This window comes from Streptomyces sp. NPDC049541, from assembly GCF_044465725.1.
Classification (GTDB): domain Bacteria; phylum Actinomycetota; class Actinomycetes; order Streptomycetales; family Streptomycetaceae; genus Streptomyces.
On sequence record NZ_JBITLY010000002.1, the window covers coordinates 1076996 to 1095704 of the forward strand.

At 72.3% G+C, this 18709-nt stretch carries 16 protein-coding genes; 7 read left to right on the plus strand and 9 right to left on the minus strand.

Annotation, left to right across the window (positions count from 1 at the left end; translation table 11 throughout):
• From ACIBW9_RS12055 to ACIBW9_RS12075, 5 genes are all read right to left on the minus strand, one after another.
• Positions 1-2973: an AAA family ATPase gene (locus ACIBW9_RS12055; protein WP_398954009.1), complete on the minus strand. Its 2973-nt coding sequence runs from the start codon at positions 2971-2973 to the stop codon at positions 1-3.
• Between the two features lie 167 nt (positions 2974-3140).
• Complete coding sequence (locus tag ACIBW9_RS12060) at positions 3141-3491, minus strand: UBP-type zinc finger domain-containing protein (RefSeq protein WP_398953852.1); 351 nt, start codon at positions 3489-3491, stop codon at positions 3141-3143.
• Positions 3488-4945, minus strand: coding sequence for an ATP-binding protein (locus ACIBW9_RS12065; protein WP_398953854.1), 1458 nt, complete (start codon positions 4943-4945; stop codon positions 3488-3490). The genes ACIBW9_RS12060 and ACIBW9_RS12065 overlap by 4 nt, the downstream gene beginning before the upstream one ends.
• The gene (locus tag ACIBW9_RS12070) at positions 4942-6618 is read right to left on the minus strand and encodes an FAD-dependent oxidoreductase (protein ID WP_398953856.1); all 1677 of its coding nucleotides are present in this window, start codon (positions 6616-6618) and stop codon (positions 4942-4944) included. Before ACIBW9_RS12070 ends, ACIBW9_RS12065 begins: the two co-directional genes overlap by 4 nt.
• Before the next feature lie 103 nt (positions 6619-6721).
• The gene (locus ACIBW9_RS12075; RefSeq protein WP_398953858.1) at positions 6722-7075 is read right to left on the minus strand and encodes a VOC family protein; all 354 of its coding nucleotides are present in this window, start codon (positions 7073-7075) and stop codon (positions 6722-6724) included.
• Positions 7076-7136: 61 nt separating this feature from the next.
• Between ACIBW9_RS12075 and ACIBW9_RS12080 the strand changes: the two genes are divergently transcribed.
• A complete protein-coding gene (locus tag ACIBW9_RS12080; RefSeq protein WP_398953860.1) occupies positions 7137-8009 on the plus strand; it encodes a universal stress protein in 873 nt (290 codons plus the stop codon).
• A 1-nt stretch (position 8010) separates the two neighbouring features.
• Here the strand turns inward: ACIBW9_RS12080 and ACIBW9_RS12085 are convergent, their stop codons facing one another.
• The 3 genes from ACIBW9_RS12085 to ACIBW9_RS12095 all read right to left on the minus strand — a co-directional run bounded on the left by ACIBW9_RS12085 (position 8011) and on the right by ACIBW9_RS12095 (position 10838).
• Entirely contained in the window at positions 8011-9246 is a 1236-nt protein-coding gene (locus tag ACIBW9_RS12085; RefSeq protein WP_398953861.1) for a DUF4032 domain-containing protein, read from the minus strand.
• 41 nt (positions 9247-9287) lie between these two features.
• Positions 9288-10034 (minus strand): MBL fold metallo-hydrolase, encoded by a 747-nt coding sequence (locus tag ACIBW9_RS12090; RefSeq protein WP_398953863.1) that lies wholly within the window; start codon positions 10032-10034, stop codon positions 9288-9290.
• 183 nt (positions 10035-10217) lie between these two features.
• The gene (locus ACIBW9_RS12095; RefSeq protein WP_398954011.1) at positions 10218-10838 is read right to left on the minus strand and encodes an alpha-ketoglutarate-dependent dioxygenase AlkB; all 621 of its coding nucleotides are present in this window, start codon (positions 10836-10838) and stop codon (positions 10218-10220) included.
• 127 nt (positions 10839-10965) lie between these two features.
• On the opposite strand from ACIBW9_RS12095, the gene ACIBW9_RS12100 reads away from it, so the two are divergent.
• Positions 10966-11592, plus strand: a complete 627-nt coding sequence (locus ACIBW9_RS12100) for a TetR/AcrR family transcriptional regulator (protein ID WP_398953865.1) — start codon at positions 10966-10968, stop codon at positions 11590-11592.
• A gap of 56 nt (positions 11593-11648) precedes the next feature.
• Positions 11649-13319, plus strand: coding sequence for an FAD-binding dehydrogenase (locus tag ACIBW9_RS12105; RefSeq protein WP_398953867.1), 1671 nt, complete (start codon positions 11649-11651; stop codon positions 13317-13319).
• 95 nt (positions 13320-13414) lie between these two features.
• On the opposite strand, the gene ACIBW9_RS12110 is transcribed toward ACIBW9_RS12105, so the two are convergent.
• On the minus strand, positions 13415-13774 hold the full coding sequence (locus ACIBW9_RS12110; RefSeq protein ID WP_398953869.1) for a DUF488 domain-containing protein: 360 nt from the start codon (positions 13772-13774) through the stop codon (positions 13415-13417).
• Positions 13775-13925: 151 nt separating this feature from the next.
• Between ACIBW9_RS12110 and ACIBW9_RS12115 the strand changes: the two genes are divergently transcribed.
• The 4 genes from ACIBW9_RS12115 to ACIBW9_RS12130 are packed head-to-tail and all read left to right on the plus strand — an operon-like array spanning position 13926 to position 18697.
• A complete protein-coding gene (locus tag ACIBW9_RS12115; RefSeq protein WP_398953870.1) occupies positions 13926-15395 on the plus strand; it encodes a M1 family metallopeptidase in 1470 nt (489 codons plus the stop codon).
• Complete coding sequence (locus ACIBW9_RS12120; RefSeq protein ID WP_398953872.1) at positions 15392-16156, plus strand: L,D-transpeptidase family protein; 765 nt, start codon at positions 15392-15394, stop codon at positions 16154-16156. The genes ACIBW9_RS12115 and ACIBW9_RS12120 overlap by 4 nt, the downstream gene beginning before the upstream one ends.
• A 19-nt stretch (positions 16157-16175) precedes the next feature.
• Entirely contained in the window at positions 16176-16874 is a 699-nt protein-coding gene (locus ACIBW9_RS12125; protein WP_398953874.1) for a response regulator transcription factor, read from the plus strand.
• Positions 16871-18697: a sensor histidine kinase gene (locus ACIBW9_RS12130; protein ID WP_398953876.1), complete on the plus strand. Its 1827-nt coding sequence runs from the start codon at positions 16871-16873 to the stop codon at positions 18695-18697. The genes ACIBW9_RS12125 and ACIBW9_RS12130 overlap by 4 nt, the downstream gene beginning before the upstream one ends.
• The last annotated feature ends 12 nt before the right edge of the window (positions 18698-18709 follow it).

Genomic DNA, 18709 nt, shown 5'->3' on the forward strand with positions numbered 1-18709 from the left:
TCAGCCCGATGCCGTCGGCTCCGGTGCGATCAGCCCCTGCCGGTAGGCGATCGCCACCGCCTCCGTACGGCTCGAAGCACCCAGCTTGGCCAGGATGTTGGAGACGTGGACGCTGGCCGTCTTGCCGGTGATGAACAGCTCTTCGCCGATCTGCCGGTTGCTGCGGCCCCGGGCCAGCAGCCGCAGCACGTCCTGCTCCCGGGCGGTCAGCGGCGAGGGGCGCTCCCCGTCCGACGGGGCAGTGGCCAGACGGCCGCGGCGTATCAGGCCGTCGATCCGCTCCAGCAGGGGTGCCGCGCCGAGCCGCTCCGCCACCGCTCGCGCCTCGCGGACCTGCACGGCCGCCTCCTCGCGCCGCTCGGCCGCCAACAGGGCCTCGACGAACCGCACTTGGCAGCGGACCCGCTCGTACACGTCCCCGAAGCCGAACGCGGTCACCGCCTCCTCCCAGGCCGCCGCGTCCGGCCCGGACACCGCCCGCAGCCACTCCGCCTCGGCACGGGCCAGCCAGGCCATCCCCTCGGGCCCCTGCGGGCTGCCGTCCTCGCCGTGCAGGGCCGAATGCCGTGCGAGCTCGACCAGTTCGTCCGCGGTGTCCTTCCAGCGGTGCCACTCGCCGCCGGACGCGCGCAGTTCCACGGCCGCGTCGGCGACCGCCGTCAGGGCCAGAGCCGCGAACCGCACCGAGGCGTAGGGCAGATGGCCCGCCTCGTCGGTCAGCGCCGCGACCGTCGCCCGGGCCCGCTCCACCGCCGCCTCCGGCTCTCCGCGCAGCACGGCGGCCTCGGTCAGCGCGATGCCCGCGACCAGCGTGGCCATCCAGTCGAAGGGCCCCTCCAGCAGCACCCGCGCCCGCTCGACGGCGCTCATGTCCCCACGGGCCAGCGCCACATACAGCGCGGGTCCCATCGCATAGCCGCCCGCCGAGGGCAGCACGGCCTCATCGGCCGCCGCGGCCCGCACGCACTCGTCCCAGCGGCCCAGCGTGTACAGCGCCAGCAGATGCAGATAACGCATCTCCAGCGGATACAGCGAGGACAGCAGCCCGGCCCGCCGGGCGCGCTCCAGACCCTCGGTCACCCACGGCAGACAGCCCTCGAGGTCACCCGCCTCGAAGCAGCCGACGGCCAGGTTGAACAGGGCCCGCATCTCCACCGGCGCGTTCCCCGCCCGTCGGGCCAGCTCCCGGGCCTCCTTCAACCGCTCGCGGCCCTCGACGGTGCGCCGGCCGCCGCCCTCCAGGACCGCCAGCGAGATGAGCAGGTCGGCCTGCGCGTCCGTGACCCGCAGCTGCTCGGCCACGTCCAGGGCCCGGTGGGCGACCCGTAGCGCCGTCTCCTCGTCCCCGATCTGGCGGGCCGCCATGACATGCGTGGCCGCCGCCCACACCCAGGTCCGGGTCGGCGGCTCGGCGGGGATCATGGCGAGCGCCTCGCTGCTGTAGGCGAACGCGGCCGTCAGACTGTCGACGCTCATCAGATTGCCGGCCAGGGTGTACCGGACCCGGGCGGCGAGTTCGGAGTCCGTGTCCTGGCCGATGCCGGCGAGGGCGGCCCGGGTGAGGGACACCGCCCGGTGCGACTCACCGGCGTGCGCGGCCGCCGCCGAGGCGCGCAGGGTGAGCGTCACCCGGTCGATGCCGTCGCCCGCGGGCCGGGCCGCCGGGTCCACCGACGCCCACAGGTCGAGGGCGGTCTCCAGGTGCCGCAGTTCCTCTGCGGGCGCGCCCACCCGGCCGGCGTGCTCGGCCGCCTCCAGGGAAGCGGCGAGCGCCTCGGCCAGGTCATGGCTCTCGCGGTAGTGGTGGGCCCGCTCGGCGGCGCTCTCCGCCGGGTGCCCGCGTCCGGAGAGCAGCCGGGCGAACGCGCCGTGCAGCCGGGCCCGTTCGCCGGGCAGCAGATCCGCGTAGACCGCCTCCCGGGCCAGAGCGTGCCGGAAGGCGTAGGTGTCGGCGTCACCGGGGACCAGGAGCTGGCGGCCTACGGCCTCGCGCAGCGCCGCCTCCAGTTCGTCCTCGGGCAGCCCGACCGCCTCGCGCAGCAGGTCGTGCTCCACCCGCCGCCCGGCGACGGCGGCGGTGCGCAGCACCTGCTGCGCGGTGTCGGACAGCTGCTCGATGCGGATGAGGAGGACGTCGGCCAGGCCGCTGGGGACACCGGCCGCCCCCGTGTCGGTGGCGGCGAGCAGCTCCTCCGCGTAGAAGGCGTTGCCCTCGGCGCGCTCGACGATCCCGCGGACCGTGGCCTCCGGCAGCGGGCGCTCCTCGAGCGCGCGGACCAGCCGGGTCACCTCGGCATCCGCCATGGGGCGCAGCTCCAGCCGCTCCACGGCGGGCAGCCGTACCAGCTCGGCCAGGAGCGGGCGCAGCGGGTGGCGGCGGTGCAGATCGTCCGCCCGGTAGGAGGCGAACACCGCCAGCCGGTGCGTGGGCGCGCCGCCGGCCGGCCGCTGCAGGATGCCGCGGCTGAGCAGGAAGCGCAGCAGGTCCCGGGAGGACTGGTCGGCCCAGTGCAGGTCCTCCAGGACCAGCAGCAGCGGAGCGATTTCCGACAGGTCGGCCAGCAGCCCCGCCATGCCCTCGAACAGCCGCAGCCGCCCTCCGCCGCTGTCCGAACGCGTGCCGAGATCTCCTTCGTCCCCCACCGCCTCCGGGCCCGCACCCCGCAGCCGGTCCACCACCGGATGCCGGGCCAGCGCGTCCGCGAACCGCTCGTCGGCCGCCAGCGCGCCCAGGACCTCGGTGAACGGCAGATACGGCAGCCCCACGTCACCGAGGTCGACGCAGTGACCGGTGAGGACCGTCATCCCGGCCCGGGCGGCCCGCCCCGCGACCTCGTCCAGCAGCCGGGTCTTGCCCACCCCCGCGTCCCCGGCGAGCAGCACCGCCCGGGCCTCCCCGCCCCGGGCACGCTCCAGCACCCCGGCCAGCCGGGCGATCTCCTCGTCCCGCCCGATGAGCGGTGTGGTGAACATGGTCTGCGGCACGCATCCATCCTGGCACGCGCCACTGACAAGTCCGCTGCGCTTCGGGAGCGCCCCAAAGGGGCGCGGGGCTGCATCACTGTGCGGCTCCGCCGCGCGGGCGCGACCAGCCAGGACGCAGCCGCTGACGGCCGACGGCACACTCATCGGCGGAGCGCCTAGCGCAAGGTCTGCGCCCAGTTCGCCGGCACCCGCCCCGCAGGGCCCGGCGCGGGCTGGTCCGCGGGATGGCTCACCGGGGGAGCGAGGTCGGGCCCGGACTCGTACAGCTCGTCGGTGTCGAAGTTCCAGAACCATTCCTCGCCCGGTTCGAAACTGCGGATCACCGGGTGGCCGGTCTCCCGGTAGTGGGCGCCGGCGTGCTTGGCGGGCGAGTCGTCGCAACAGCCGATGTGGCCGCACTGCGCGCAGCGCCGCAGATGGAACCACCAGCCGCCGGCCGCGTCGCACTCGACGCACCCGCTACCGCTCGGGGGGACGGCGGGGTCGATTCCGTCGGCACTGGTCATGCGGGCTCCTCCGGTGTGTCGTCGTCCGTCGCGGTCAGGGGCAGCAGGACCTGGAAGCGGGTGTCGCCGGGTTCGGACTCCACCTGGAGGGTGCCGTGGTGCTTGTTCACGACGATCCGCCAGGAGATGTCCAGACCCAGCCCGGTGCCCTCGCCCACCGGCTTGGTGGTGAAGAACGGGTCGAAGATGCGGCCGCGGATCTCCTGCGGCACGCCGGGCCCGGTGTCGCGGAACTCGACCAGCAGCCGGTCGTGATCGAGAGCCGTCCGCACCGTCAAGGTGCCTTCTGCGCCGGTGCTGTTGATGGCGTGGACCGCGTTGTCGATCAGGTTGGTCCACACCTGGTTGAGCTCCGCGGGGTAGGCCGGGATCTTCGGCAGGGTGCGGTCGTAGTCCTTGACGACCTCGATCCGCGAGCCGATCTTGCCCGAGAGCATCAGCAGCGTGCTGTCTAGGAGTTCGTGGACGTCGGCGTTCTGGTACGGGGCCCGGTCGAGCTGCGAGTACTGCTTGGCCGCGTCGACCAGGTGCGAGATACGCGTCGTGGAGTCCTCGATCTCGTCCATCAACAGCTCGGTCTCGACCGTGTAGTTGAGCCAGCCGATCGCCCCGGGCAGGATCTCCGGATCCACGTCCGCCGCGACCTGGTCCAGCCAGTCGACGTCCAGACCGGCCTGCACGAACGTGGGCGCGAGCCGCCAGCCGTCCGGGATGCCGTGGTCGTCGAGCCAGTCGGTGAGGGCGTCCTCCCGGTCCGCGGCCTCCAGCGGGCTCAAGGTCGGCGCCTTGGCGACGAGTTCGGCGGTGCGCTCCTGGACCTCGATGAGGTTCGCCAGGGCCTCGCGCGGATACGGGCCCGCGGAGATGACGCCCAGCTTGTGCCGCATCTTCGCGACCCGCTCGCGCAGCGTCGCGGTGGCCCGCACGGCCGCCGCCGCCGGATTGTTGAGCTCATGGGTGAGCCCGGCGGACAACGAGCCCAGGGCGAGCAGCCGTTCCCGCTGCCCGATGGCCTGCTGCGTGCTCTTCGAACCGAAGAACAGCCCCTCCAGCAGATGCACCGCCATCGGGAACCACTCCTGCATGACGGCCGCGAAGGTGTCCGCGGGCAGCACGAAGAACCGCGTCGGCTCGGTCACGCGCATGGAGTTGTTGTACAGCTGCCGCACCCGGTCCCCGAGATAGGCCTGCATGGCTCCCGCGTACACGCCGGGCTGCGAGGTGCGGGTCACCTCGACGTCGTCACCGCCGACCCGCCGGGAGAGCACGACCGTACCCTCGATCATCACGAAGAAGCAGGTGGCGGGCTCGCCCTCGGTGTACACGGGCCCCGCCTCGAACCGCTCCACCCGCCCCTCGCTGCACAGCCGCCCGAGCTGCTCAGGAGTGAGCTTCTCGAACAGGAACAGCGAGCCGATCTCCTGTGGGCTGCAGGGCATGACCTGCCCGCTCACGACTGCTCCAGATACCGGTGGACGAGCATCACGGCCATGGCTCCCTCTCCGACGGCGGACGCGACCCGTTTCGCGGACTCGGCGCGAGCGTCGCCCGCCACGAACACGCCGGGAACGTTGGTCTCCAGGTGGTACGGCGGCCGGTCCAGCTCCCAGTCCGCCGGCGGCCGCCCGTCCGGGGTCAGATCGGGCCCGGCGAGGATGAACCCGTGCTCGTCGCGCAGCACCGTGCCGTCGAGCCAGTCGGTCAGCGGGGCCGCGCCGATGAACACGAACATCCACTGGGCGTCGACGAGTTCGGTCTCGCCGGTCTCCGTGTCGCGCAGGGTGAGCTGCTCCAGCCGGCCGGAGCCGTGCGCGGACTCGACGACCGTGTGGGCGCGCACCGAGATGTTGGGCGCCTCGTTGATCTGCTGGATCAGGTAGTACGACATCGACGCGGACAGGTCCCGCCCGCGCACCAGCAGCGTCACCGACTTGGCGCCCCGCGACAGGTACATCGCCGCCTGCCCGGCCGAGTTGGCGCCGCCGACGATGTACACGTCGTGGCCCTGGCAGGAGGCCGCCTCGGTCAGCGCCGAGCCGTAGAACACCCCGCAGCCGGTCAGGTCGTTGCAGCCCGGCGCGTCGAGCTGCCGGTACGACACGCCGGTCGCCAGGATCACGCTGTGCGCGGCGACCGCCGAGCCGTCGGAGAACCGCACGGTCCGCGCGGCACCGTTGACCTCGAGTCCCGTCACCTGGCGCGCGGTGAGGATCTCGGCGCCGAACTTCGTCGCCTGCCGCCGCGCCCGGTCGGTCAGCTGCGCCCCCGACACACCGTCCGGGAAGCCCAGGTAGTTCTCGATCCGCGAGCTCTGCCCCGCCTGCCCGCCGGTCGCCGACCGCTCCACGAGCACCGTCCGCAGCCCCTCCGACGCGCCGTAGACCGCGGCCCCGAGCCCGGCGGGTCCGCCGCCGATGACGACGAGGTCGTAGAAGTCCGCCGCCGGCGTCGTCGCCAGCCCCACCCGCGCGGCGAGCTCGGGCGCCTCCGGCTCGACCAGGGGCGTCCCGTCCGGGGTGACCACGAGCGGCAGCCGCTGCCCGTCATGCCCGGCCGCCGTCAGCAGCCGCCTGCCCTCGGGCTCGTCCGCCGAGTACCAGCGGTAGGGCACCTGGTTGCGGGCCAGGAACTCCCGTACGTCCGAGGACCGCGCCGACCAGCGGTGCCCGACCACCTTGGTGCTGGGCACCGGCCGGAAGTCGCTGCAGCGCCAGGCCTCCAGCAGGTCGTCCAGGACGGGGTAGAGCTTCTCCTCGGGCGGGTCCCAGGGCTTGAGCAGATAGTGGTCCAGGTCGACGACGTTGATCGCGTCGATGGCCGCGCCGGTGTCCGCGTACGCGGTCAGCAGCACCCGCCGGGCACCCGGATACACATCCAGGGCCTGCTCCAGGAACTCGATGCCGTTCATCTGAGGCATGCGGTAGTCGGCCAGGATCACGGCCACCAGGTCGCCGCGCAGCTTCAGCTCCCGCAGCGCTTCCAGTGCGGACTCCCCGGACTCCGCGCGCACGATCCGGTACGACTCGCCGTAGCGCCGCCGCAGATCACGGGCGACGGCCCGGGAGACCCCCGGATCGTCGTCCACGGTCATGATGACGGTCCGCGCAGCGTCGGACGTCTGTGCCATGCGTCTCCCACCCCGAGTGGCCGGATGCTCGGCGCGGGGACCTCGTCACCGCGCCGGCTCCGCCCATCGTATGTTCGATCGTCCCGGTTCGCTCCGGGACGAGTCAGGTGGCCCGTGAGCTGAGCACGCAGAACTCGTTGCCCTCGGGATCCGCCATCGTCACCCACGTCTGCTCGCCCTGTCCGACGTCCGCGTGCCGGGCTCCCAGCGCCAGCAGCCGGGCCACCTCGGCGTCCCGGTCGTCCGGGCGGAAGTCGAGATGGAGACGGTTCTTGACGGTCTTGCCCTCCGGGACGGGGACGAACAGCAGTCCCGGCAGCCGGTCCTTCTCCGGCCGGATCTCGTACTCGTCGGCCGCATCGTTCACCACGACCCAGCCGAGCGCTTCGGCCCACCACCGCCCCAGCGTGAGGGGGTCGGCCGCGTCGACAACCACTTGCTCCCATTCCAAGGTCATGGCAGGAGCGTAGTGAACACTGGGTCCGAATGCCCTGATCACGAGACTGGGAGGCAGCCGCATGACCCGCCCGATCACCGCAGGTCTCGACGGAACCGAGGAGAGCATCGCGGCGCTGCACTGGGCGGCCCGGGAGGCGGTGCGCCGGGGACTGCCGCTGCGGGTGGTGCAGGTCTGGCACTTCCAGCCGTACGAGGCGATCGACGCGGCGGACCCGGACACCCAGGCCGGCTGGGTCCGGGACGCGCTGGACGAGGCCGTCCGGAGTGTCACCGCGCGCCATCCGGACCTCGACGTCGCCACGGACGTCGTGGCGGGGGAGACGGTCGACACGCTGCTCGCTGCGGCTGCCGAGTCCGAGATGCTGGTGCTCGGTTCACGCGGGCACGGGCCCGTCGTGGGCTTCCTGCTCGGCTCCGTGGGGCAGCAGGTGATCGCCGAGGCGACGCGGCCGGTGGTGCTCGTGCGCGCGGGCGACCGGCCGGCGGCCGAGGCCGCCGGACGGGAGGTGGTCGTCGGCCAGCAGGGCCAACCGGACGACAGCGCCGACACCCTGCGGTTCGCCTTCGAGACGGCGGCCGCCCGCGGTGCCACCGTGCGGGTGGTGCGGGCCTGGACGCTGCCGCCGGTGTTCGCGTACAGCCCGGGCTCGATGCACCTCCTCGACGAGGCAGGCGGCCTGGAACCGTTCGAGGCGAAGGCGCTGGCCGCCGCGCTGCGGCCCTGGCGGGAACGCTTTCCCGACGTGCCCGTGATCGAGCACCTGGAGATCGGCAGTGCGGGCCAGGTGCTGCTGTCGGTGGCCGGGCGGGCCCAGCTGATGGTCGTCGGCCGGCGCGCGCACCGCACGGCCGTCGGCGCCCGCATCGGCTCGGTGGCGCACGGCGTCCTGCACCACGCCGACTGTCCGGTGGCCGTGGTGCCGCACGCCTGAGTCACTCCGGGGTGACCGGCTCCAGGGTCTCGCGCGCCTTGGGCAGCACGTTCTCGATGTAGTCCTCGACCGCCGTGTCCAGCCCTATGTCGTGCTGGGCCCGCTCGGACAGGTACCAGCGGTGCTCGAGCAGCTCGTGGTAGATCTCCGCCGGGTCCATCGCGCCCCGCAGTTCGAGGGGTACGGCGCGCACGGTGGGCCGGAAGACGTCCCGCACCCACCGGTGGGCCAGCACCTCGGGGCGGGCCGCGAGGGGGTCGCCGGGCGCGTAGTCGTCCTGGGTGGCCATCCAGCTCTCCAGGTCGTTCAGCAGCCGCCGCGCCTGGTTCTCCTCCGCGTCCAGGCCGGTCAGGCGCAGCAGCTGGCGCTGGTGGTGGCCGGCGTCGACGACCTTGGGGACGAAGGTGACCGTGTCCCCGTTGGAGGAGTGCTGGATCTGCATCTCGGCCACGTCGAAACCGAGTTCGTTGAGGCGGCGGATGCGGCGCTCGATGTAGTGGTACTTGCCCGCCGGGTACACGGACGTGCGGGTGAGCTCCTGCCACAGGTCCCCGTAGCGGGCGCAGATCTCCATGCCGAACTCGACCGGGTCGACGGAGGGGTGCAGTGCCCCGGAGGCCTCCAGGTCGAGCAGCTCGCCGCTGATGTTCACACGGGCGAGGTCGAGGTCGTACTCGCGCTGCCCGCCGCTGAGCTGGGGGTGCAGATCACCGGTCTCGGCGTCCACGAGGTAGGCGGCGTAGGCGCCCGCGTCGCGCCGGAAGAGGGTGTTGGACAGCGAGCAGTCGCCCCACGCGAACCCGGCGAGGTGCAGCCGCACCAGCAGCACGGCCAGCGCGTCCATGAGGCGGTGCATGGTGGCGGGGCGCATCGTCGTCTCGAACATCGAGCGGTACGGCTGTGAGCCGCGCAGATGCCGGGTGATCAGCACCGGTTCCAGCGGGTCGCCCGCCTGGTCGGAGCGTCCGGTGACCACGGCCAGCGGGTCCACCGCCGGGATGCCGAGCCGGTCCAGGTCGCGCAGCAGCTCGTACTCGCGCAGGGCGGGCCGTTCGGCGAGTTCCTTGACGGCGATCACCTCGTCGCCGGCGCGGGCGTAGCGCACGACGTGGCGGGATATGCCGCGCGGCAGCGGGACGAGGTATTCGTCGGGCCACTCCTCCAGGGGCAGATGCCAGGGCAGGGCCAGCAGGAGCGCGGGGTGCTCCGGGTTCGTCGCGCTGATCTGCAGTGCCATGGCGTGCGTGTCCTTGCCTCGCGGGTGATCGTCACCTCACCTTAGAGGGCACGCTCCTTGGCCTGAAGTGCCGCTTCACGCACTGGACCGCGGTGCACGGGGCCGTGGCCGGGCAGCAGCAGTTCGCCGTCGAGTGCGGCCAGGATGTCCAGCGAGGCCACGGCGCGGGCCCGCTCGTGGTGAAACATGTCGGGCAGCAGCTGGGGTCCCTGGAGCCGCGAGGTGGGGTGGCCGCTGGCCAGGGCGTCGCCCGAGATCAGCACCCCGGCGTCCGGCAGGTGGAAGGCCGCGTGGCCGTCGGTGTGGCCGGGCGTGTGCACCGGCACGGGGCGGCCCGGCAGGTCCAGCGGGCCCGCCGCCGGGAACGGCTCCGGGGCGGCGACCGGCACCTGGGCCATGCCGCCGACGCGCAGGGTGTGCACCGACCAGGGCAGGACCCCCGGCCGCCAGCTGTTCTTCACGACCTGCCCGACGGTCACCTGCTGCAGGAACTCCCGGCGTGCGTGCGGCACTTCGGCCTCATGGAGATACACGGGTGTGCCGTAGGTGCAGCGCAGATACTCGGCGGAGCCCAGATGGTCGTTGTGCGCATGGGTGATCAGCACCGCCGCGACGGCCTCCGGCGCACCTCCCACCGCCTCCAGCGAGGCGAGCAGCTGCTCCCGGTCGCCGAGGTAGCCGGTGTCCACCAGGGTGATCTCGTCGCCCTCGGTGAGGATCACCCAGTTGGTGTTGCTGCCGTGCACCAGGTGAATGCCGTCGGCGACTTGCCGCACGTCTGCCTGCATGATTGCCCCGCGTGGTGAGGTCCCTGCCCGACGGCACAAGCAAAGCAGACCCGGCCCGCACCGGAAGCGGCAGGTCCGCGCCAATCTGCGGGCTCAGGGACTCGCCCCGGAGAAAGGGCTGCCTCCGGCACCGTCCGCCGGAGGCAGCCCCCTGCGTGCAGCCGAAGCAGCCGCCTCTCCGCCTCACTGCACGCCGTGCGGGCGGAACTGGATGCTGATGCGCGGTCCCGCGGCGCGTGTGGTCTTCGGGACGCAGTGCTCCCAGGTCCGCTGGCAGGAGCCGCCCATCACGATGAGATCGCCGTGCCCCAGCGGCCGCCGTACGCTCTCGCCGCCCCCCATCGGACGCAGCAGCAGATCGCGGGGCGTGCCCACGGAGAGGATGGCGACCATGGTGTCCTCGCGGGCGCCCCGTCCGATGCGGTCGCCGTGCCAGGCGACACTGTCCCGCCCGTCGCGGTAGTAGCAGAGCCCGGCCGTGGTGAACGGCTCGCCCAGCTCGTCGGCGTAGTGCGCGGACAGGGCCTCGCGCGCCTCGTCCAGTACCGGGTGCGGGAGTATGTCGCCCGCACCGTAGAACGCGAGCAGCCGCGGTACGTCCACGACCTGGTCGTACATCTTGCGGCGCTCCGCACGCCAGGGCACCTCGGCAGCCAGCCGTTCGCACAGGATGTCCGAGCCGGCGAGCCATCCGGGCAGGACGTCGATCCAGGCTCCGAGGCCGAGATGCGTCCGGCGGATCCCGTTGAGGGAGCCGAGACGCAGCTCGTCGGTCTGGTCGAAGAGCGAGCCCTGGAGGTGCATGTCCACAGCTTCAGCGTACTCCCCTATTCGAAAACATGTTCCTATCTCGTGCGATCGGAATGGCACCGGCCCACCTTCCGATACATCGGTGTATCGGATACATTCCTGTATCGAACGGAGGTCGAAGATGACGACGGAGGAAAAGGCCCCACGCGTGACCAGGCGCCGGGTCCGCACCCGCGCCAACCTCCTCGACGCCGCCTTCTCGGTGTTCGCCGCCAAGGGCTTCGGGCGGGTCTCCATCGAGGAGGTCTGCGAGGCCGCCGGGTACAGCAGGGGAGCCTTCTACTCCAACTTCGGCAGCCTGGACGAGCTGTTCTTCGCCCTCTACCGGCAGCGCGCCGACCTCATCGCGGACCAGGTCTCCGGTGCCCTCGCCCTGGACGGACCGGACCTGGACGTGCCCGCCGCCGTGGACCGCGTCACCGAAGTCCTGCTCCTCGACCTGGACTGGCTGCTGGTGAAGACGGACTTCCTGGTGCACGCCGCCCGCGATCCACAGGTGGCGGAGACCCTGCTGGAACACCGGGCGCGGCTGCGGCAGGCGGTCGCCGACCGGCTCGCCCGCGCGCAGGGCCTCGCCCAACTGCCCGCCGTTCTCGGCGACATCGACGGCGCGGCGCACGCCGTGGTCGCCGCGTACGACGGCGTCACCACCCAACTCCTGCTGGACAAGGACGTGGACAGCGCCCGCGGCTGGCTCAGGCAACTGCTCACCGCGCTGCTGACCGACGGCAGCCACACCTCCCGATGAGATCTCCGAACGAGCCCCCTCAACCGGACCACCCAACGAGCAAAGGAACCCTCGCCATGGATGCGGACGTCATCGTCGTCGGAGCGGGCCTCGCGGGCCTGGTCGCCGCGCACGAGCTCACCAGCCGGGGCCGCAGGGTCGCGCTGGTCGACCAGGAGAACGCCGCCAACCTGGGCGGCCAGGCCTTCTGGTCCTTCGGCGGGCTGTTCCTCGTCGACTCCCCGGAGCAGCGCCGCCTGGGCATCAAGGACTCCTTCGACCTGGCCTGGAACGACTGGCAGGGCAGCGCCGGGTTCGACCGGGTCGACGACGAGGACTCCTGGGCGGTGCGCTGGGCCCGCGCCTACGTCGAGTGGGCGGCGGGCGAGAAGCGGTCCTGGCTGGAGGGGCACGGCATCAAGCTGCTGCCGACGGTGGGCTGGGCCGAACGCGGCGACCTGCGGGCCGACGGGCACGGCAACTCCGTGCCACGCTTCCATGTCACCTGGGGCACCGGCACCGGCGTGGTGGAGCCGTTCGTCGACCACGCCAAGCAGGCCGCCCGCGACGGACTGCTGACCTTCTACCACCGCCACCAGGTCGACGAGCTGGTGATCGAGGAAGGCGCCGCCCGCGGAGTGCGCGGCACCGTCCTCGCCGAAGACCGCTCGCCCCGGGGCGTGGCCTCCAACCGCGACCGCATCGGCGACTTCGAACTCACCGCCCGGGCCGTCGTCGTCACCACCGGCGGCATCGGCGCCAACCACGACATCGTCCGCCGCTACTGGCCCGAGCGCCTCGGCACCCCGCCCACCCAGATGGTCACCGGCGTCCCCGCCTACGTCGACGGCCGCATGCTCGACATCAGCGCCGGGGCCGGCGTGCGCCTGGTCAACCGCGACCGCATGTGGCACTACACCGAGGGCCTGCAGAACTGGGACCCGATCTGGCCCGGCCACGGCATCCGCATCCTGCCCGGCCCGTCCTCCCTCTGGTTCGACGCCCTCGGCCGCCGGCTGCCCGACCCCTGCCTGCCGGGCTACGACACCCTCGGCACCCTCAAGTACCTGCGCACCACCCCGGACATCGCGGACTACGACCACTCCTGGTTCATCCTCACCCAGAAGATCATCGAGAAGGAGTTCGCGCTGTCGGGCTCCGAGCAGAACCCCGACATCACCGCCAAGGACAAGGGCGCGGTCCTGAAGAACCGCCTGGGCAAGGGCGCCCCGGCCCCGGTCGACGCGTTCCTGCGCAAGGGCGCCGACTTCGTGACCGCACCCACCCTGGAACAACTCGTCACGAAGATGAACGAGTTGACGGACAAGCCACTGCTCGACGCGGACGTCCTGCGCCGCCAGATCGAGGCACGCGACCTGCAGATCGCCAACCCCTACAGCAAGGACTCCCAGATCCAGGGCATCCGCAACGCCCGCCGCTACATCGGCGACCGCCTCGGCCGCGTCGCCACCCCGCACCGCATCCTCGACCCGGCGGCCGGCCCGCTCATCGGCGTCAAGCTGCACGTCCTCACCCGCAAGACGCTCGGCGGCATCCAGACCGACCTCGACTCCCGCGCCCTGGGTGCCGACGGCCACCCGATCGACGGCCTCTACGCGGCCGGCGAGGTCGCGGGCTTCGGCGGCGGAGGCGTGCACGGCTACAACGCCCTGGAGGGCACCTTCCTCGGCGGCTGCCTCTTCTCCGGGCGGGCAGCCGGCCGGGCGGCGGCGAAGCAGACCGCCTGACCGGCGGACAGGCGGCAGGGGCGGTCGGAGACCGAGACCCGACCGCCCCTGCCGCAACCGAGCATCATGGCGGCCGCCCTGGCCGTCACCGAGACCTACCTCGAACGCGAACCCAGCAGCCGGAGCAGCACCTCGGCATGACTCTGCTCGGGCTCCTTGGACGCGGTCAGCAGCGTCACGGGTCCCTTGGCTGCCAATTCCCGCACACGGCCGAGTACTTCGGCGGCCTCCGGGGCGTCCAGCTCCGCCTCGTAACGGTCGGCGAACTCCTCGTACGACCCCTCACCCGCGTGATACCAGCGGCGCAGTTCGGTGGACGGGGTGAGGGCCTTGGGCCACTCGTCCACGTGCGCGGCGTCCTTGGACAGGCCGCGCGGCCACAGCCGGTCGACCAGGACGCGTACGCCGTCGTCCGGCTCGGGCGGTTCGTAGACGCGACGCACGCGAACGCTCACGATCGGGCCTTTCTGGGTGGCGGGTGACGTCGAGCGTAGTGCGCGGGCGTCGGGTGACGCCGTATCACTTGACCCGATCGAGGAGGAAACCGTGGAGTACTGCCCATAACCTGGCTTCGTATGATCATCAGCCACCCCCCCAGGAGCGCACATGAGGCAGTCGGGCCGACACTCCGTCAGATCCACCACGGTCCTTCGCCGTGAGGCCCTGACCGCGACCGTTCCGGTCGCCCTCGCGGCACTGCTCGCCGCCGCCGGACCCGCGACCGCCGGCACCGGAGGTGCATCCGGCGTCGGCGACCCGTACTTCCCGCTCGCCGGCAACGGCGGCTACCACGTCGACCACTACGACCTGAGCCTCCGTTACGACCCGACGAGCCGTCACCTCGACGGCACCGCCGTTCTCACCGCCCGCGCCACCCAGGACCTGACCCGTTTCGACCTCGACTTCAAGGGGCTGAAGGTCACCGGCCTGACCGTCGACCACGACCGGGCGCAGTACCGCCGCGACGGCCAGGAACTCGTCGTCACCCCGCACCGCCCCCTGCACAAGGGCGAGACGTTCCGCGTCACCGTCACCTACAGCGGCATCCCCAAGCAGGTCACCGATCCCGACGGCTCGGCCGACGGCTGGATAACGACCGACGACGGCGCCTTCGTCGCCGGGGAGCCGCAGGGCGCCATGACCTGGTTCCCGGCGAACAACCACCCCAAGGACAAGTCCTCGTACGACATCACGGTCACCGTCCCCGAGGGCCGCACCGCCGTCGCCAACGGCGTCCTGGTCGGGCAGCGGACCGCGCACCGGCAGACCACCTTCCACTGGCGGCAGGCCGAGCCCATGGCCGCCTACCTCGCCACGGCGACGATCGGGAAGTTCAAGGTGGAGCAGTACACCACCCGCGACGGCATCCGCGTCTACAACGCCGTCGACCCGCGCGAGGCGTCCCGGGCGGCCCCCGTGCTGAAGAAACTGCCGTCCGTCCTGGAATGGGAGAGCAAGCTCTTCGGGCCCTACCCGTTCCGCAACGCCGGGTCGATCGTGGACCACGCGCCGGACGTCGGATACGCGCTGGAGACCCAGTCGCGGCCGCTGTACGACTCGGCGCCGGACCTGAGCACCCTCGTCCACGAGAGCGCCCACCAGTGGTTCGGCGACTCCGTGTCGCTCACCTCCTGGAAGGACATCTGGCTCAACGAGGGCTTCGCGACCTACGCCGAGTGGCTCTACAGCGAGCAGCACGGCGGCGACAGCGCCCAGAAGACCTTCGACGGACTCTACCGCCACCCGGCGAGCGACCACCTGTGGGCGTTCCCGCCCGGCGACCCCGGCAGCGGCAAGAACATCTTCGACACCCCCGTCTACGCACGCGGCGCCATGGCCCTGCACGAACTGCGCACCGCCGTCGGCGACCGCACCTTCTTCGGCATCCTGCGTGCCTGGGCGACCGAACACCGCGCCGGGCACGGGACGACCGCACAGTTCATCCGCCTCGCGGAGCGGAAGTCCGGCAAGGACCTCAACCACTTGTTCACCTCGTGGCTGTACAGTCCCGGTAAGCCGGACGAAGCCCAGAACCTGACGAGTTCCTCACATGTGTCGGTCACAGTCGATCCGTGATCATGAATAGACCCCGTGTCGCCCTGCTCGCCGCATCCCTTTTCCTCACGGGATGCGGCGGCGGGGCAGTGGCCTCGCCGGGCCACCCCACCGGCGCCCCCACGGCCACCACGAGCACATCGAACGTCGCCACTCTCGCCCCGCCCGCACCGCAGATGTCCGTCCAGGCCGCCCCGCTGCACCTGCCCGGCCTGGGACCGAAGACACTGGCCGCGATACCCGCCGACGCCCGGCAGGCAGTCGTCGTCACCGGACGCGACAGGAACTCCCCGCTGTCCACGGTCGTGCTGTACGAGCGCACCGCGGCCGGCTGGCAGGCCGGCGCGAGCTGGCCCGCGCACAACGCGCTCAAGGGCTGGTCCGCGCACCACACGGGCGGCGACCTGCGCTCGCCCGTCGGCGTGTACGGCCTCACCGACGCCGGCGGGCTCCTCGGCGATCCCGGCACCCGGCTGCCGTACCACCGCTCCGGCGCGTTCACCTCACCCGGCACGGGCTTCGAGGGCGAGCCCCTCGCCGGCTCCTTCGACTACGTGATCGCCATCAACTACAACCGCGAGCCCGGCACTTCGCCCCTCGACTGGACCCGCCCCCTCGGCGCGGGCCGCGGCGGCGGCATCTGGTTCCACGTCGACCACGGCGGCCCCACCCACGGCTGTGTCAGCGTCTCGGAGCAGCACATGAAGGACCTGCTGCGCGCGCTCGACCCCGCCCTCCACCCCGTCGTCGTCATGGGCGACGCGAAGTCCCTCGCCCGCTGAAGCGCCTAGGATCCGCCGCGTGTGCGCACATGTGCTGGTCGCCGAGGACGACGAGATGCAGGCCGAACTCATACGCCGCTCCCTGCTGGCGGAGGGCCACACGGCCACGGTGGTCCATGACGGCGCGGCCGCCCTGGACGCCGCCCGCCGGCTGAGACCCGACCTCGTGGTCCTCGACCTGATGCTGCCCGTGGTCGACGGCTTCGGCGTGTGCCGGGTGCTGCGCGGCGGCGAGGAGGACATACCGGTGCTCATGCTGACCGCACGGTCCGAGGAGGACGACGTGCTGCTCGGCCTGGAACTGGGCGCCGACGACTACATGACCAAGCCGTACAGCCCGCGCGAGCTGATGGCCCGCATCCGCACCGTGCTGCGGCGCAGCGGCCGGACCGCGGGCGTGCGGGAGGATCCCGTCGTCAGGGCGGCCGGGCTCGCCGTCGATCCGGAACGGCACGAGGTGCGCTGCGAGGGCGTACCCGTGGAGTGCACACCGGCCGAGTTCCAGATCCTGCTGGCCATGGCGGCGGAACCCGAACGGGTCTTCACCCGGCGCCAGTTGCTGCAGTGCACCCGCGGTTTCGACCGGGCCTCCACCGAGCGGGCCGTGGACGTCCACATCATGAACCTGCGCAAGAAGATCGAGGCCGACCCGCGCCGGCCGGTGCGCCTGCTGACCGTGTTCGGGGTCGGCTACAAACTCAGCGGCGGCCGTCCGTGAAGCGCCGCATACCGCTGCGCAAACGGCTGCTGGTGCGGCTGCTGATCGCGTCGGTGCTGATCGCCGTGTGCTCGGTGGCGGCGACGGCCTGGCTGGCGGTGGAGACCACCACCCGTGCCCTGCGTGAGGAACAGGGCCAGGACCTCGCCGACGACATGCGGATCCTCGCGGAACTCAGCGGCTATGCGGCAACGCACCCCGACTGGAAGGGCGTCGGGGCCACCGTCCGGTCCCTGGCCGCCACCATGGGCCGGCGCATCGCCCTGACCACCCCCGAACGCACCCTCATCGCCGACTCGGCGGGCAAGGGCACCTCCCTGCCGCTCGGCGCCGCCGCCACCGTCGACCCCCTGCACACCGACACCTACACCGAGACCGGCGCCCAGCTCAGCGGGATCGACCCCCGGGCCGTGGGCCCCTACCGGCTCACGGCGAAAGAGCGCGCCCAACTGGACGCGATCGCGGAGAAACAGCGGACGTGCTACCGCCGGTTCGGCGTCGAGACCAAGGTCGAGCACAGCCCGAGCGGCCGCCCCATGATCGTCAACTCCGACGGCACCGCGGCCCCCGACTATCCGACCGAGGACTGCGGCTACGGGCTGTTCAGCGATCCCACAGGCACCGAGAAGAAGGCGCTCGACAACCTGACCCAGGGCGCCCGTGCCTGTCTGCACCAGCACGGTCTGGACCTCGGCAGGCCGCTCTACCTCATGCTCAGTCCCCCCGGCAAGACACCCGTGAGCCGGTACGCCATCGCCAAGTTCGCCAAGGAGGGCGACGCGAAGGCGATGGAGACGGCGCGGACCTGCACCGACGACGCCCTGCGCGCCCAACTCGACCCGTATGTCGCCCCCGTGGCCGAGCTCTACCTCGGCGGCGACGACACCACCCCGCCCCGCTTCGACATGTCCCCGGCCAACAAGGCCAAGATCGTCGGCGCGGCCGGTCTCGTCCTCGCCGTCACCCTCGCCGTCACGGCCGTCGTCGCCACCCGGCTCGTACGGCCGCTGCGGGCGCTGACCGAGGCGGCGCAGCAGCCGCCGGACCGGCATGTGCGGGTACCGGTGACCACACGGGACGAGACCGGCATCCTCGCCGAGGCGTTCAACGACCTCACCGAGCGGCGCGCCCGCCTGGAGGCCCAGCGCAAGGCCATGGTCAGCGACATCGCGCACGAGCTGCGCAGCCCGCTGACCAACATCCGCGGCTGGCTGGAGGTCACCCGCGACGGCGTCGTCGACGCGGATCCCGCGCTGCTCGGCTCCCTGCACGAGGAGGCGCTGGTGCTGCAGCGCATCATCGACGACCTCCAGGACCTCGCGGCCGCCGACGCGGGCACCCTGCGCCTGCACCGCGAACCGGTCCGCGCCGACGAACTGCTGGACCAGGTCGCCGCCGCCCACCGCGTCGCCGCCGACGCGGCCGGCGTCACCGTACGCACCGAACAGCACGGCACCCCGTGGCTCGACGCGGATCCGGTGCGCATGCGGCAGGCGCTGGGCAACCTCGTCTCCAACGCGCTGCGGCACACGCCTCCCGACGGCACCGTCACCCTGGCCGCCCGCCGCGACGGCGAAGACGTCGTCTTCACCGTCACCGACACCGGCACGGGCATCGCGCCGGATGATCTGCCGCACGTGTTCGACCGGTTCTGGCGGGCCGAGAAGTCCCGCAGCCGCCGCACCGGCGGCAGCGGCCTCGGCCTGCCGATCGTCCGTCACCTGGTGGCCGCACACGGCGGAACGGCGGTCGCCGCGTGCGAACCGGGCGCGGGCGCGGTGTTCACCCTGCGCCTGCCAGGCGCCCCGGCCCCGAAGAGCTGAGGCGCCCGCGGA